Below are 16,124 nucleotides of genomic sequence, written 5' to 3' on the forward strand. Positions count from 1 at the left end.
GCGCACCGTGAGCCGACCTCGCGGGTGGGCTCTCGCGGTATAAAGTCCATTGGCAAATCCAGCCGACAGAGGCGCAAGAATGACTGTCGTCGATATCGCCCGCTTTACCGATGATCTCGCCAGCCGCTCCGGCCAGGTGATCATGCCGTTCTTCCGTTCCGCGATCCGGGCGGATGACAAGTCGGACGGGCGCGACTTCGACCCGGTGACGGAAGCCGACCGGGCGGCAGAGGCCGTCATGCGGCAGATGATCAAGTCCACTTTTCCCGCCCACGGGATCTCCGGTGAGGAATTCGGCGAGGAAGAAACAGACGCGGAATATGTCTGGGTGCTCGATCCGATCGACGGGACCAAGGCGTTCATTTCAGGCCTGCCGCTATGGGGCACGCTGATCGGTCTGAAGCATAGGGGCCAGCCGGTCTACGGGCTCATGCACCAGCCCTTTACAGGCGAGCGCTTCGTCGGCGATGGGCAAGGTGCCCGGTATCACGGCCCGGCGGGCGATCGCGCCCTCAAGACGCGCGCCTGTCCAAGCCTGGCAGAGGCAACGATCTCGACCACATCGCCCCATATGTTCAAGGGCGAGACGCTAACGGCCTATAAGCGCGTGGAGGAGGCCTGCCGGCTGCATCGTTATGGCTATGACTGCTATGCCTACTGCATGGTCGCCGCCGGCCACATCGACCTCGTCATCGAGGCCGGCCTTAAACCCTGCGATATCATCCCGCTCATCCCCATCATCACAGGCGCCGGCGGCGTCGTGACGAATTGGGAGGGCGGCCCTGTAACGGATGGAGGCAGCGTCGTCGTCGCGGGTGATCCCCGCATTCACGCCGCGGCGCTGTCGCTGCTGTCGGCCTGAGAGGTCAGCGGCCCGGTATCCTCAGTACCGGGCACGAAGGCGTCAAATGCCGCCCAAACGGCCTCGCGAATATCATCCCGCTCCATGAGAAGCTCGTGACGAGCGCCGGGCAACACGATCGCATGGCCTGATTTGAGATACAGGCTGAAGCGTTCGATGGCCGGAGTCGAAACCACCGGGTCAGCGCCCCCGGCGATCACGAGCACCTGCGCAGTGATCGACTCGGCCTTCTTGCGCGTATTCAAGGCCGCCATGAAGCGGAAGGCTGCCCGCACCCAGCCGATCGTAGGATCACCAAGCCCGAGCTCAGGCATGGCCGCGACCACACCGGCGTTCCGCCCGTAGCGGACGGGATCAGATGTGAGGCGATTGTCGAGGAAGGGCTTCGTTCCAAGTGGTGTCGCCCCGCCTCCAGGGATGAACCAGCGGGAAAACCCGAAGAACCCAAGCCCTTCCGCAAGGCCGCGCACCACCCTGGGATGGCTGATCCGCGCGATCGCCAGCATGGGGGCAAGCGCCACCGTCCGCTCGAAGCGATCCTCGCCGGAACTCAGCGCATCGAAGAGGATCGCAGCCCCCATCGAATGCGCGAGCGCAAAATAAGGCGCCGGACAGTGGATGAGGAGCATCTCGTTGATCACGGCGTCCAGATCACGTCTGTAGCGCCTGAACGAAGCGACATGGCCCTTGCGGTAGTTTGCAAGCTGGTGGTCAGATCCCCCCTGCCCCCGCCAGTCAAAGGCCACAACGACAAAGCCCCGCCGTGTGAGATCCCCCACCGTCTCGAAGTACTTCTCGATGAATTCAGCGCGTCCCTGAAGAATGAGCACGGTTCCGCGGGGCCGCTTGCGCCCGCGCGGCGCCCACCGCGCCACACGCAGATTCACGCCGTCGCTCGTCGGCACCGTTGTGACGACGGCACCGGGCGGAATCGCATTGTCGGGCGTAGCGAAAAGCTCCACGGTGACCTCTCAACAACCAAGACCAAGCCGTATCCTACTGATTTCGCTATTCTAACGCGCGCGTGCCAGCCTGGCCACGATAGAGCACGCAACAGCTCTTGAAATGCCAGAACGTCCTTCCCAAATCCTTGTCATGCAGGCCGACAGCGGCTGCATAACGAGCGACACCCGGCCATACCGGCGGGTGCTCCGCATGTCGCTTCTAAGGAGGATATGCTATGCGTCAGTTTGATTTTGCCCCCCTTTATCGTTCCACGGTCGGCTTTGACCGGCTCTTCTCGCTGCTCGACCAGGCGTCGGGTGTCGATAGTGCATCGACCTATCCGCCCTACAACATTGAGCGGACCGGCGAGAACGACTACCGCGTCTCGGTCGCCGTCGCGGGCTTCACGGATGAAGACCTCAGCATTGAGGTGAAGGAGAACACGCTCTCCATCCGCGGCGAAAAGAAGGTCTCGGAAGGCGAACAGAAACCTGATGTCCTCTACCAGGGCATTGCCGCGCGCTCCTTCGAGCGCCGCTTCCAGCTCGCCGACCATGTGCTCGTCAAGGGCGCTCTCCTTGAGCACGGCCTTCTTCACGTAGATCTCGTACGCGAGATCCCGGAAGCCAAGAAGCCGCGCTTCATCCCGATCTCCTCGCAGACGGCGAAATCCGTCGAGCCCAAGGTGATCGAGCAGCCGAAGGTGGCGGCGTAAGCGTCAACCGGCATCGGACGTGGCGTCCGGTGCCAACCAGGCGGGACGGTGCTTCGCCGTCCGCTTGAGCCAAGATTGCCTGTACCAAGACCTCCAATCCTCAAGGCGCCTCCGTCGAGGCGCCTTTTTTTGCGCAAGCTCTGCCCTCCACATCGTCCAACCGTCAGAATGACGGCGCGCCGACCTCCGGCAAATCGGGTGGATCGATATCGACCGTCTCGGGTGAAGCCGGTTCGGACTTCGTCGCCGGAGCGGGCGCCGCCGGCAGAGGCGTTGCTTGTGCCACCGGCGGCGAGGCCGGCTTCGCGCTGTCGCCCTCCTCAGCATCGGACTGGAGATCCGAAGGCCTAGCGGGCGGAACAGGGATTTTCGGTAGAGCGGTCCTCGGCAACGTAGCCTTGGGGGTAATTCCCTTCGGCATGGGAGGCGCCGGGATCACCAGCGGATCCGGCTCGCGTGCCGCGTATTGGTCCCCCCCGCCGCGGCTGTCATACGCATCGTCATCCCAATCCGGGTCGCGCCAACGCGCCTGGGCTCTGGGCCGCTCACCCCAATCCGGCACGACTTCGGCGATCACCCGGCGACTTATGATAACTCCCTCATAGGCGTCGACCGTGAGCCGCAGAATAGTGCCCCGGCGATCCATGACCTCCGCGATATAAACGTCACCGCGACGCCGCAGCGGCGTTTCAAGGGAGAAACCTTGCCGCGATAGACTGGCTTCGACAGCGCGGCGTGGCATGGCGTCGTCGTCATAGGCGCCGGGCGGGGGCGCCCAGGGGCGGCGCGCCCAGGGCGCTTCCGGCACCGGGGCGGGCGGAATGGGCACCTCGAAGCCAGGAGGCCTGTCGTAATAATATTGTGCAGCAGCTGGCAGGACGCCAGCCGCTAGGGACAGCCCCGCCGCAACGGCCGCTGGGGCGATGAACGCGATCATTCTGCCAAATCGGCGTTTGCCGGCTGACCGCACAAGAAAGGCGGCGGGCAGTGCAGAACGGAGGGTCGGCTGGGCGGTGTTCTGGCCCGGCATATTTAACCTCGCACGATACTGATGTTGGGCCGGATTCTAGAATTGATTAAGGCGGGCATACGGCGCCTTTAGAGTTTATTCACGATGACCAGCAGCCTCGAGGAACACGTCAACCTCCTCGGCCGTCGTCGCGAAGGAGGTCACCAGCCGCACCAGGACTTCGTCGTCGCTAGGAGCCTGGTCAGGCGGTGCACTTGTGCCCGGCCAACGATAGTATACCGCTCCTTTAGACTGCAGCGCGTCATGCATGGCTCGGGGAAGAACCGCGAAGACCTCGTTGCCTTGCACCGGCAGAGCGATTCGCGCGCCACGCGCCGCGAGACCGTCCGCAAGCCTGTCCGCCATTCCGTTGGCATGACGCGCGAGATCGAGCCAGTGATCGCCGGCGAGATAGGAATCAAGCTGCGCCGCCAGAAAGCGCCCCTTGGAAAGGAGATGGCCGGATCGTTTGCGGCGCTCCGCCAGATGGCGTGCCCTGGCGCGGTCAAAGACCACAATGGCCTCGACGCCGAGACAGCCATTCTTGGTGGCGCCAAAAGACATGATGTCGACGCCAGCCTTCCATGTGATCGCGGCGGGCGTAACATCGAGGCGCAGCAGGGCGTTGGCGAAGCGCGCGCCGTCCAAATGAACCCCAAGCCCATGGGCATGGGCAATCTCGGCGATCGCCGAGATCTCGTGGGCCGTATAGGCGGTGCCCACCTCCGTGGCCTGTGTCAGCGACAGAGCCTGCGGAACGACGGCGTGGGGCGGCGGGGCATGTCCGCCGCTCAGAGCAGCCTCAACCGTCGTCGGCGTCATCTTGCCGCAGAGACCAGGCAGGCCGATGAGCTTCGCACCGCCGGTGAAGAATTCCGGGGCTCCGCATTCATCTGTAGCAACATGGGCATCAGCATGGCATAGCACCGCGCCCCACGGGTCTGTCATCGCGGCGAGGCTGAGCGCGTTGGCGGCCGTCCCGGTCGTTACCAGAAAGACCTCGACCTCCCGTTCAAAGATCGCCGACAAGCGCGAAGTGACCCTTTCTGTCAACGCATCCGTGCCGTAACCACTTGCCGTTCCTCGGTTAGCCTCGACCAGCGCCTCAAGCACCCGGGAGCTCGCCCCCACCACATTGTCACTGCCGAAATTCACGATCGTTCTCTCCTCGAGCGCATGGCCTCAGCAGCATAGCGAGTGCGACCCGCGTGGCAAAAGCGCCAACTGAGGGCTAGTTTCGAATGGACGCGAACGAATGAACATTCTGCGACTGGCGCGCAAACGGTCACAAAATTTCGTTCCCAACGCCGATCGGAGAACTTTGTGTATGCGCACGCCTAATTGGGCGCTTGTGCGGCGGAAAAAAATCTGGCATGTTCCGACGAGTTAGGACAGTGATACTGTCCCATTAGGCTCTGTCTTGCGAGCGAACTACAGCGGTTGATGGTTTGACGATGGCACGGTCGGTAAAAACGAAACGAGACCAGAAAGCGGCTACGCGCTTCACGCGCGGCTAGCGGGCTCTCGACGTTTCGTCGCCGCCCGCCGAGGTGCGGACGCGGCGCGCAGCGCGACCGGACCTCCCGAAAAGTCGATGGCTTGCGTCCCTCTGGGCCTCAGGTGGCCTATACTGGGATTTCAAGTCGTCCTGCGCACTAACGCAGTGTCGAGGGAGGAAGTCTTCCATGGTGAACGAATACAGACTTCGTGGGGGCGATACTCCCAAGTGGCCACTGAACCAAGCGCGGTCGGCCGCTGATCACGGTATGCCGACAGCGCAAGGTCTTTATGATCCGCGTAACGAACACGATGCCTGCGGCGTCGGCTTCGCAGTGGACATGAAGAACCGCAAGAGCCACGCGATCGTACAGCACGGCCTGTCGATCCTGAGGAATCTCGACCACCGTGGCGCCGTCGGCGCCGATCCCAAGGCCGGCGACGGCTGTGGCATGCTGGTCCAGATCCCACATCTGTTCTTTCAGGAAGAATGTGCGCGGCTCGGCATCACGCTGCCTGAGCCAGGCGAATATGCCATCGGCCATCTCTTCATGCCCCGCGACACCGAAGGGTTTCGCCTCGTCACGGAAATCGTCGAGCGCCTGATCACCGAGGAAGGGCTTTCGTTCTTGGGATGGCGCACCGTGCCGGTGGACAATTCCGGCCTTGGCGAGACGGTCAAGCCGACCGAGCCGCTCCATCGCCAGATCATCGTCGGCCATGGACCCGACATCCCCGACCAGGACGAGTTCGAGCGGCGCCTGTTCATCGCCCGCAAGGTGATTTCCAACGCCATCTACGACATGAAGGACGTGAGCACGGCCGGCTATTATGTCGTCAGTCTGTCGTCACGCACCCTCGTCTACAAGGGCATGCTGCTCGCCACCCAGCTCGGCGACTACTACGCAGATCTGAACGACCCGCGCTTCCAATCCGCCATCTCCCTGGTGCACCAGCGCTTCGCGACGAACACCTTCCCGACCTGGTCGCTCGCTCATCCCTACCGCATGGTCGCGCATAACGGCGAGATCAACACGGTGCGCGGCAACGTGAACTGGATGGCGGCTCGCCAGGCTTCGGTGGACTCCGACCTGTTCGGCAATGACATCGCAAAGCTCTGGCCGATCTCCTACGAAGGCCAGTCCGACACGGCCTGTTTCGACAATGCGCTCGAATTCCTGGTGCAGGGTGGCTATTCGCTCGCGCACGCCATGATGATGCTCGTGCCGGAGGCCTGGGCCGGCAATCCGCTGATGAGTGAAGAGCGGCGGCATTTCTACGAGTATCACGCGGCGCTGATGGAGCCGTGGGATGGTCCGGCCGCCATCTGCTTCACCGACGGCCGCCAGCTCGGCGCGACCCTTGACCGGAACGGACTGAGGCCTGCCCGCTATTTCGTCACCGACGATGACCTCGTGGTCGGCGCGTCCGAGATGGGGGTGTTGCCCATTCCGGAAGAGAAGATCGTTGAGAAGTGGCGCCTTCAACCAGGACGCATGCTGCTCATCGACTTGGAAAAGGGCCGCATCATCTCCGATGAGGAGATCAAGCAGGAACTGAGCACCCGCCACCCTTACGGCGAATGGCTGGAGCGGACCCAGATCGTCCTGGAGGAACTGCCGCCCGTGCAGGCGCGCGAATCCCGGACAGACGTGAGCCTGATCGATCGCCAGCAGGCCTTCGGCTACACCCAGGAGGACATCAAGCTCCTGCTGCCTCCTATGGCTGTCACTGGCCAGGAGGCCGTGGGGTCGATGGGCACCGATACGCCGATCTCGGCGCTGTCGGCCAAGTCGAAGCTGCTCTACACCTATTTCAAGCAGAACTTCGCCCAGGTGACGAACCCGCCGATCGATCCGATCCGCGAGGAACTCGTCATGTCGCTCGTGTCCTTCATCGGGCCACGGCCGAACATCCTCGACCTGGAGGGCACCTCGCGCCGCAAGCGGCTCGAAGTGCGCCAGCCGATCCTGACGAACGAGGATCTCGAGAAGATCCGCTGCATCGGCCACTACGAGGACAGGTTCGACACCAAGACGCTGGACATCACTTTCCCGGCGCTCCAAGGCGCGACCGGCCTAGAGGGTGCGCTAGGGCGCCTGTGCGAGCGCGCCGAGGCGGCTGTTCACGGCGGCTACAACATCATCATCCTGTCCGATCGCATGATCGGGCCGGACAGGATTGCGATCCCGGTTCTCCTCGCCACGGCGGCGGTGCATCACCATCTGATCCGCAAGGGTCTGCGGACCTCCGTCGGCCTTGTGCTGGAAACCGGCGAGCCGCGCGAGGTGCACCACTTCGCATGCCTTGCCGGCTATGGCGCGGAGGCGATCAATCCCTATCTCGCCTTCGAGACATTGCTGTCGATGCACGAGGCTCTCGACTTCCCCGAGGAGGTCGACGCTTACGAGATCGTCAAGCGCTACATCAAGTCGATCGACAAGGGCCTGCTCAAGGTCATGTCGAAGATGGGCATCTCGACCTATCAGTCCTATTGCGGCGCACAGATCTTCGACGCGGTCGGACTGCGGAGCGACTTCGTCGAGCAGTATTTCTTCGGCACGGCGACAAGCATCGAGGGCGTCGGCCTTACCGAAATCGCCGAAGAGACCGTGTTGCGCCATCACGATGCCTTCGGCGACGCTCCGATCTACCGCACAGCTCTCGATGTGGGTGGAGAATATGCCTATCGCCTTCGTGGTGAGGCGCATGTCTGGACGCCGGACACGGTGGCGACACTGCAGCACGCTGTGCGCCACAATGCCCGCGAGCGCTACCAGGAATTCGCCAAGCTCATCGATGAGCAGGGCAATCGCGCCACCAGCATTCGCGGCCTCTTTCGCATAAAGACCGCACGTGAGCTGGGGCATGAGCCTGTTCCGCTCGACGAGGTCGAACCCGCGTCCGAGATCGTCAAGCGCTTCACCACCGGAGCGATGTCCTTCGGCTCGATCTCGCGCGAGGCGCACGAGACGCTGGCGATTGCCATGAACTCCTTCGGCGGCAAGTCGAACACGGGCGAAGGCGGCGAGGAACCGGAGCGCTTCCTGCCGATGCCGGATGGCCGTTCAAGGCGATCCGCCATCAAGCAGGTCGCGTCAGGGCGTTTCGGGGTCACCGCGCATTATCTCGTCAATTCCGACGTGATGCAGATCAAGGTGGCGCAGGGGGCGAAGCCCGGCGAGGGCGGCCAGTTGCCCGGCCACAAGGTCGATGCCATCATCGCCAAGGTGCGCCATTCGACGCCGGGCGTCGGCCTGATCTCGCCGCCGCCGCACCATGACATCTATTCAATCGAGGATCTGGCGCAGCTGATCTTCGACCTGAAGAACGTCAATCCGGCGGCCGATGTCTCGGTGAAGCTCGTCTCTGAGGTTGGCGTCGGCACCGTCGCCGCAGGCGTCGCCAAGGCGCGCGCCGACCACATCACCATATCCGGCTATGACGGCGGGACGGGCGCGAGCCCCCTCACCTCGCTGAAGCACGCCGGTTCGCCTTGGGAAATCGGCCTCGCCGAGACCCAGCAGACCCTCGTGCTTTCCAATCTGCGCGGGCGCGTGGTGCTGCAGGTCGATGGCGGCCTCCGCACCGGTCGCGATGTCGTCATCGGCGCATTGCTCGGCGCCGACGAGTTCGGCTTCTCGACAGCCCCGCTCATCGCGGCAGGCTGCATCATGATGCGCAAGTGCCACCTCAACACCTGCCCGGTGGGGGTGGCGACGCAGGATCCCGTGCTGCGAAAGCGCTTCAAGGGCCTGCCGGAACACGTGATCAATTACTTCTTCTTCGTCGCGGAGGACGTGCGCGAGCGCATGGCCGAGATCGGCGTGCGCCGCATCGAGGAGCTCGTGGGCCGCACCGATATTCTCGACAAGACGGAGGCCCTGAGTCACTGGAAGTCGAAAGGGCTCGACTTCAACCGGCTGTTCCACCAGCCCGCGGTCGGGCCTGAGATCGCGACCCGGCATGCCGAGCGCCAGAAGCACCCGATCGACGATATCCTCGATATCAAGCTGATCCGAGAAGCAGAGCCCGCGCTTGCCTCCGGAGAGGCAGTGACGCTGTCGCATACCATCAGAAACGTGGACCGGACGACCGGCGCCATGCTCTCTGGTGAGATCGCCAAGCGCCACGGCCATGACGGCCTGCCCGACGACACCATCACGGTCAATCTGAAGGGCACGGCCGGCCAGAGCTTCGGCGCCTTCCTGGCGCCGGGCGTGACGCTGAAGCTCGAGGGTGAAGCCAATGACTATGTCGGCAAGGGCCTATCAGGCGGCAAGCTGATCATTCATCCCCCGGCGGAGACGAAGATCGTCGCCGAGCGTTCGATCATCGTCGGCAATACGGTGCTTTATGGCGCGACGGCTGGCGAGTGCTACTTCCGGGGCGTGGCCGGCGAGCGTTTCGCCGTTCGCAACTCCGGCGCCGTCGCCGTCGTGGAGGGCACGGGCGACCACGGCTGCGAATATATGACAGGGGGCGTCGTGGTGGTCATCGGCCAGACGGGCCGCAACTTCGCGGCCGGCATGTCCGGGGGCATCGCCTATGTGCTGGACGAGGACGGGTCCTTCGCCAAGCGCTGCAACCTCTCGATGGTCGATCTCGAACCGGTCGAGGAAGAGGAAGACCTGCTCGAGCGCCTCCACCATCATGGCGGCGACCTCGAGACCAAAGGACGGATCGATATCCTGGGCGATCTGTCGCGGCACGACGAGGAGCGGCTGATGCAGCTCATCGTCAACCACCGCGACTACACAGGCTCCACCCGGGCTCAGACGATCCTCGACAACTGGTCCGACTACCGCACCCGCTTCGTCAAGGTCATGCCGGTCGAATACCGGCGTGCCATCCGCGAGATGGAACGGGCACGCACCCTGCAGGCCGCAGAGTAGTCGTTTTTTCCTCCACGACGTCATCCCCGGGCTTGTCCCGGGGATCCCGACACGAGATTGCGCCTTCCGATCGAGATGGCCGGGTCAAGCCCGGCCATGACGGGGCAGAAGTTGGACAGGACGATGGGTAAGGTCACAGGTTTCCTTGAATACGACCGGCAGGAGCCGAAGTATCAGCTCGCCGGGGATCGCATTCGCCACTTCAAAGAATTCACGCTGCCGCTCGACGACAAGGATGTCACACGGCAAGCAGCACGCTGCATGGACTGCGGCATCCCCTTCTGCCATGGGCCGACGGGCTGCCCGGTGCACAACCAGATCCCAGACTGGAATGATCTGGTCTTCGCCGGCGACTGGGAAGAGGCCGCGCGCAACCTGCATTCGACCAACAATTTCCCGGAGTTCACGGGGAGGATCTGCCCCGCACCTTGCGAGGAAGCCTGCACGCTGAACCTGGAAAACGTGCCGGTCACCATCAAGACGATCGAGCAGACCATCGCCGACAAGGCTTGGGAAAACGGCTGGATCAAGCCGGAGGTCGCGGGCATTACCACAGGGCGCCGGATCGCCGTCATCGGCTCGGGCCCGGCCGGTCTTGCCGCGGCCCAACAGCTCGCCCGCGTCGGCCATGCCGTCCACGTTTTCGAGCGTGAGCCGAAGGCGGGCGGTCTGCTGCGATACGGCATCCCCGACTTCAAGATGGAGAAGCACCACATCGATCGCCGTGTAGTGCAGATGGAGGCCGAGGGCGTCGTCTTCCACTATGGCGTCAATGTCGGCGTCGATAAGGATTTCGCCGAGCTCGAACGGGAGTTCGACGCCGTGTTGATGTCGGGGGGCGCGGAAGCGCCGCGTGACCCGAAGCTGCCAGGCCAGGAACTTGAGGGCGTGCACTATGCCATGCCCTATCTCGTGCAGCAGAACCGCCGCAATGGGCAGGAAACCGTCCATGACGAGCCAATCCTGGCCGCCGGAAAGCATGTGGTGGTGATCGGCGGCGGCGATACCGCTTCCGACTGTGTGGGCACGGCCTTCCGTCAGGGCGCCCTGTCCGTCACTCAGCTCGATATCCGCCCGAAGCCACCGCTGATCGAGGACAAGCTCGCCATTTGGCCCTACTGGCCTACCAAGCTTCGCACGTCGTCGAGCCAGGCAGAGGGCGCCGAGCGAGAATTTCAGGCCGCAACGCTCGGCCTTGTCGGCAAGAAGGGTAAGCTCACGGGGGTCACCTGCGTGCGCGTCGACGAACGCCGCCAGCCCATTGCAGGGGCGGAGTTCGTCCTGAAGGCCGATCTCGTCTTCATAGCCATCGGCTTTGCCGGCCCTCTCACCGCCGGTCTCGTGGAGCAATCCGGCGTGTCGGTGGACAGGCGCGGCAATGTGCAGGCCGATGCCGAGGCATACCGCACGTCACGGGACAAGGTCTTCGCGGCCGGCGACATGCGCCGCGGCCAGTCCCTCGTCGTCTGGGCCATTCGCGAGGGGCGCCAGGCTGCCCGGGCGATCGACGAGTTCCTGATGGGAACGAGCATCCTGCCGCGCTGAGCGGCATAAAGCCAATCCACCCGGGATAAAATCGTCAACTTTTATCCCGGGTGGCCCTCTCCGGCTCGCGGGTTATTGGGCCACCACGGCTCACTGGCCGTCGGGCTCGGGCCAATGAAAGTCGTCGGAGCGCCCGACACGGGGCTCCGGCACACGACCCATCCCATAGACCCGTTCGATCAGCTGTCCGGAATAGCCAGACAGAGCTGGGCGCGCCCGCGCGAGTTGGCCGCCTGCGGCCATTTCGCGCCGGGTCAGGGGCAGGATGGGGCCGGCAATGGGACGCGGTGGCTGCAGGACAAGGCCCCCCGGCTGCTCAGGCAATGCCGGGAACGCGGAAGCCAGCGCATCGTCGCTTTTCACAGACGGCTGATCGGGCGCCGCATCCGTCGGACTGCTGCCGTTCGGGGGCAAGGCCAGAACGGTCGCGCTGTTACGCTCAGTGAGCAGCCGCCTGATCTCGAGCTCCACGAAATGCGCCGCCTTGCGTGCGCCGGCATCGGTGAAGTTGATGCCATTCGCGTTCCGCAGCCGTACCTGCTGCCCGTTGATGTCAGGGCCGGAGGCCGTGAAACGGTTCTCGTCGTTGGAGAAGCCCTCCCACAGATCCACGTAGTGACTGTCAGCCTTGACCGCGCGCTCGCGGATCAGCGCGTTGAGGCTCAGCATGTCGGCCGCATAGCGTGCCGCCTGCATTGGCGGCATGCCAACCCAGATCAACGGAACCTGCTTTGCCGCGAAGGCCGCTTCGACGGCATCGATGCGCGCGCCGTAAAGCTCCCGCCAGCGATCCGTCCCGAACTCCACCGTGGTGTCGCCGTCGCGCAGGACCTGCCTGTCGTTCGCGCCGATCATGATCACCCCGATCGTCAGGGGCGTTCCGTCCGCGAGACGCTCGCGTGCTGCCTTCGGCCAATCGAAGTGGTCATCGCGCACCAAGCCGGAGTTGGCGCGGACGTTGCGCGACACCTCGATCGTCGGCATCTCCGCGAAAGCATCCCTCAGACCGTCCGCCAGCGATTCTGCGAAGAAGTCTCCCATCACGAGGATGAAGGTGTCGGCCGCGGGTTTGGCCTCCTGCGGCTGGTCACGCACGACAACTGGCGCGGGCGCGGGAGCACGGCGCGGCCGGGCTGAGCGGGCCGGCGCGCGTTGTGGCTGCCGACGCGGTGCGACTTGTGAGGGTTGTTGAGGGCGTTGTTGCTTGAAAATGCCGTCGAGGAAGCGCGTCAGCGGATCGGCCTGCGCCAGGGCCGGCGCCGAGAGGGACACCAGAGCATATGCCAGGAGCGGGGCCCCGAAGGCAGCGACGAGGAGGAGAGAGGCACCCAGGATCACTCGACGTCGCAGCTTGAGATGCATCGCGCAGCTCTTCCCGTAGCGAAGGTACTCTCAGGATCCTTCTGGTTGATCTGTAGCGAGCGACCATAGCGGTTGGTGATGAAGATATCACCGCACATACCGCAACGGCTCGCCCAGGCCGGAATACATACCTGACCGACGCAGCTTACGCCCGATAGACGCGCCCGCACGATCACATTTCGCGAAGGCCCCAGCAGTGCGTCAAGTCGCGCGGCCGTTGCCGCTCCGACGCAGGCGCTCGAGGAGCGTGACGCTGGGATAGCCATCCGCAGGCAAGCCCATCCGTTCTTGATAGGAGGCGATGGCGGCACGCGTCTGCGAACCGAGCTTCCCGTCCGGCTCGCCGACGTCATAGCCATGGGCCGCCAAGTGCTTCTGCAACTCGACGCTCTGCATCCGATCGAGCGGAAGATCGTCGGTCGGCCAGGGTGCCTGGATCGGCGCACCGCCATAGAGGCGATCGCCGAGATGCGCGACGCCGAGCGCATAGGAGTCGGAATTATTGTAGCGTTTGATGACGTTGAAGTTCTTCGTGACCAGGAAGGCGGGGCCCCGTGCGCCGGCGGGCATGAGAATGCGCGCCTCGCCCTGGGCCGGCATCGCCCGGCCGTCCACGCGCCGTACGCCCGCCTGTGACCACGCGGCAAAGCTCTGGTTGCCGGCGCCATAGGTGAGCCCCTTTGGAACCTTGACCTCGAAGCCCCAGGGCAAGCCGGTTTCCCAGCCATGCTTCTTGAGATAATTGGCTGTGGATGCAAGCGCGTCCGGTGTGGACGTCCAGATGTCGCGGCGACCGTCCCCCGTGAAGTCCACGGCATAGGACATGAAGCTCGACGGCATGAACTGTGTCTGGCCCATGGCCCCGGCCCAGGAGCCGACCATTCCGTCGCGATCGATATGACCCTGTTCAAGGATGACCAGCGCCGTCACAAGCTCGCCGCGGAAGAAGTCTCCGCGATAATTGGCGTGAGCCAAGGTCGCCAGCGAACGGATCACGTCGTTGGACCCCATATAGGAGCCGAAGTTGGTCTCCATGCCCCATACGCCGGCGACCACCCGCCGATCGACGCCATAGGTGGCTTCGACCTTAGCGAGCGTCGCCGCCGAATCCGTCACCGCGCGCCCGCCCCGCTCAAGCCGTTGCTCGGACACCGCGGAGGCGAGATACTCCCACACCGGCTTCACGAATTCGGATTGCTTCTTCGTAAGCGCGATCACCTTGGGATCAGGCGTCAAGCCGGAAAAGGCACGATCAAAGGTGCGCCGCGAAACGCCGCGTGCCTTCGCGCTTTCCCAGACTTCATTGGAGAAGGAACCGAAGGACGCGGATGGCACCGCGGTCGCCTCCTGTGTGGGCACGGTTGGCCGCGAAAGGCGGGTCGTGGTGGTTGGCGCGCTGGCGGCCGGGCTTATGGATGACGTCGTCAAATAGCTGTCAGAGGAGCAGGATACCTGGGCGAGGCCAACGAGAACAACAGCCGTGACATGCAGGCTCGGCCAAGCAACGAGGTGCCCCGCCAAACGTCGGCCCCGACCCGCACGAAACGCCATCACAATGCTCCAACTGGACAGTGAACCAACTCTCGTTCCACTCACCTCCAGTGGTCGCCTGAGATCCTTTCGATTCCGTTGACATCAGACGATTTGTCGGCGACAGGCCGGCCTGCGGTCAGCGCTGGAGCCGCAATCCCACGAGAAAAATATTCGCGGTGTAGTCAGAGCCGGGCGATGTGCTGTCCAGCCGTTCGTGGGTAAAGCTCGCCCGAAAGGCCAGCGTCCGGGTCAGCTTCCAGTCGAGCCGCACGGAGCCGGTCATGCCATGCTCCCGCAGATAGACATCCTGATAGTTGTTATTGGAGAAGGCCAGCGCGCCGGTCACCGTCAGGTTGCGTCGCAACGCGTGTTCCACCTCCGCCCCCGCCTGGCTGACGATCACGCCGCTCGATCCGACGACAGATGTCTCCCCGATGCTGCTGCTCGCGCGCAGGCGCAGCTTGGTCAGCGGAGTAGCCGTCCAGACAAGCGATGCCTCCCCGATGGGACCGTTGAGGTCCGCCAGCCGCGGGTCATCATAGACGCGATGCTCGAGCCCGGCGGCGACCTCACCGGTGACCGAACCCGAAAGGTTGATGGCCGTGCCGACGCGCAGGCCTACGCCATTCGAATTGCGGGCATAGCCAGAGCTGTCGAAGTGCTCGTCATACCGGCGCTTGTCGAGCCGTCCCTCGACAAAGGGAGTGAGGAACGGGCTGAGCTCATATCCTGTCCGCAAGCGAACGGCATATTGCGTGTAATTGCGATCTTCCTGGCTTATCGAGGTTCCATCGGCGAGTTTCGCGTTCCCATAGGTGCTGCGATCCACGTCCCCGTAGAGTCCGACAGTCAGGCGGTTGAAGGTGTGGACGAGCCCGAGTGTGCCGCCGAAGCTCGTCGTGATCGGCTGATTGACGACGCCATTCGGCAGGTTGGGGTTGCCTGGCTGCTGCGTGGTGACCGCATAGCGCCCTTCACTTTCAATCTGTGTCCCACGCAACACGTCAATCCGCAGGTTCACCCGGCCCGTCCCGGATGGCCTGTTGACATCGGTCATCCCGGGGAAAGCATCATAGGATCCCCGCAGCGTGCCAGTGAGCGAATGGCGTAGCCAATCGGACTCGAGCTTGAGCTCTGCCATGGTGCGCACCATGGTCGAGCCCTTGACCCCCGTGGCAATCCTGCGCGGATTGCTGTCATAGCCGACGTCGGCTTCGATCGCAGGCAGCAGCTTGAGCCCGCCGAGCATCAGCCCGAGTTGCTCATAGGGGTCTATCGGCTGCTGGCGTCGGCGGCGTAGTGTCGGGTTGGAGCTTGCGGCCGATGCGCCGAGATCCGCATAGACACTCTCATGGACCCTTGGATTGGCGAGTGTCGTTGGCCGACGCGTATTGGTGAAGCTGGACGCCTGAAGCGGACCGGAGCCCAAATCGCGGTTGTTCATCAACATCGGCGACGGGTCGAGAAACGGCGCGATCTGATCCGACGATGGTGGGGGGAGCACAAACGGGCCCGAACTCCCACGCATGAGCTGGAAAGGCGCGTCGTTCTCACCGATACCCTGCGCCCGTACCGTTCCTGGAAAACCGGCGAGAGCAATGGCCGTCGCGATCAGAGGCTGTGCGATCGTGGTCACTCGAAGAAATCGGAGCCAATCACACACCAAGATCAAGCGCTCGTCGCTGCATGAGACGGGACATGCGCGCGAGCCGACATAAGACGAAGACAACAAATGCCCGCGCCGCCTTCGCATGGTTAATG

10 protein-coding genes are annotated in these 16,124 nt (G+C 63.7%); 4 read left to right on the forward strand and 6 right to left on the reverse strand.

Annotated features, from left to right (window positions below; translation table 11 throughout):
- Positions 1-79: 79 nt before the first annotated feature.
- Complete coding sequence (gene hisN, locus KIO76_RS02095; protein ID WP_213321239.1) at positions 80-862, forward strand: histidinol-phosphatase; 783 nt, start codon at positions 80-82, stop codon at positions 860-862.
- On the opposite strand, the gene KIO76_RS02100 is transcribed toward hisN, so the two are convergent.
- Entirely contained in the window at positions 829-1,824 is a 996-nt protein-coding gene (locus KIO76_RS02100; protein ID WP_213321240.1) for an alpha/beta fold hydrolase, read from the reverse strand. The two genes, hisN and KIO76_RS02100, sit on opposite strands and share 34 nt — an antisense overlap.
- A gap of 218 nt (positions 1,825-2,042) precedes the next feature.
- On the opposite strand from KIO76_RS02100, the gene KIO76_RS02105 reads away from it, so the two are divergent.
- Entirely contained in the window at positions 2,043-2,522 is a 480-nt protein-coding gene (locus KIO76_RS02105) for an Hsp20 family protein (protein WP_213321241.1), read from the forward strand.
- A 163-nt stretch (positions 2,523-2,685) separates the two neighbouring features.
- Here the strand turns inward: KIO76_RS02105 and KIO76_RS02110 are convergent, their stop codons facing one another.
- Positions 2,686-3,459 carry a hypothetical protein gene (locus KIO76_RS02110; protein WP_213321242.1) on the reverse strand — a complete coding sequence of 258 codons (774 nt, stop codon included), beginning with the start codon at positions 3,457-3,459 and terminating at the stop codon, positions 2,686-2,688.
- Positions 3,460-3,627: 168 nt separating this feature from the next.
- Positions 3,628-4,686: a threonine aldolase family protein gene (locus KIO76_RS02115; RefSeq protein WP_213321243.1), complete on the reverse strand. Its 1,059-nt coding sequence runs from the start codon at positions 4,684-4,686 to the stop codon at positions 3,628-3,630.
- A gap of 611 nt (positions 4,687-5,297) precedes the next feature.
- On the opposite strand from KIO76_RS02115, the gene gltB reads away from it, so the two are divergent.
- A complete protein-coding gene (gltB, locus tag KIO76_RS02120) occupies positions 5,298-9,923 on the forward strand; it encodes a glutamate synthase large subunit (RefSeq protein WP_249729445.1) in 4,626 nt (1,541 codons plus the stop codon).
- A gap of 123 nt (positions 9,924-10,046) precedes the next feature.
- Positions 10,047-11,468, forward strand: a complete 1,422-nt coding sequence (locus KIO76_RS02125; RefSeq protein ID WP_213321245.1) for a glutamate synthase subunit beta — start codon at positions 10,047-10,049, stop codon at positions 11,466-11,468.
- Positions 11,469-11,558: 90 nt separating this feature from the next.
- On the opposite strand, the gene KIO76_RS02130 is transcribed toward KIO76_RS02125, so the two are convergent.
- The 3 genes from KIO76_RS02130 to KIO76_RS02140 all read right to left on the reverse strand — a co-directional run bounded on the left by KIO76_RS02130 (position 11,559) and on the right by KIO76_RS02140 (position 15,999).
- On the reverse strand, positions 11,559-12,830 hold the full coding sequence (locus tag KIO76_RS02130) for an SGNH/GDSL hydrolase family protein (protein ID WP_213321246.1): 1,272 nt from the start codon (positions 12,828-12,830) through the stop codon (positions 11,559-11,561).
- Between the two features lie 201 nt (positions 12,831-13,031).
- Positions 13,032-14,381 (reverse strand): lytic murein transglycosylase, encoded by a 1,350-nt coding sequence (locus tag KIO76_RS02135; protein ID WP_213321247.1) that lies wholly within the window; start codon positions 14,379-14,381, stop codon positions 13,032-13,034.
- A 118-nt stretch (positions 14,382-14,499) separates the two neighbouring features.
- Positions 14,500-15,999 carry an outer membrane beta-barrel protein gene (locus KIO76_RS02140; protein ID WP_213321248.1) on the reverse strand — a complete coding sequence of 500 codons (1,500 nt, stop codon included), beginning with the start codon at positions 15,997-15,999 and terminating at the stop codon, positions 14,500-14,502.
- Between the last annotated feature and the right edge of the window lie 125 nt (positions 16,000-16,124).

The organism is Chelatococcus sp. YT9, assembly GCF_018398315.1.
Lineage (GTDB): Bacteria > Pseudomonadota > Alphaproteobacteria > Rhizobiales > Beijerinckiaceae > Chelatococcus.

Coding starts and splice junctions, on each gene's coding strand:
- gltB (WP_249729445.1), top strand. CDS start 5,298: ATGCCGACAGCGCAAGGTCTTTATGATCCGCGTAACGAACACGATGCC.
- KIO76_RS02130 (WP_213321246.1), bottom strand. CDS start 12,830: ATGCATCTCAAGCTGCGACGTCGAGTGATCCTGGGTGCCTCTCTCCTC.
- KIO76_RS02110 (WP_213321242.1), bottom strand. CDS start 3,459: ATGATCGCGTTCATCGCCCCAGCGGCCGTTGCGGCGGGGCTGTCCCTA.
- hisN (WP_213321239.1), top strand. CDS start 80: ATGACTGTCGTCGATATCGCCCGCTTTACCGATGATCTCGCCAGCCGC.
- KIO76_RS02125 (WP_213321245.1), top strand. CDS start 10,047: ATGGGTAAGGTCACAGGTTTCCTTGAATACGACCGGCAGGAGCCGAAG.
- KIO76_RS02105 (WP_213321241.1), top strand. CDS start 2,043: ATGCGTCAGTTTGATTTTGCCCCCCTTTATCGTTCCACGGTCGGCTTT.
- KIO76_RS02135 (WP_213321247.1), bottom strand. CDS start 14,381: ATGGCGTTTCGTGCGGGTCGGGGCCGACGTTTGGCGGGGCACCTCGTT.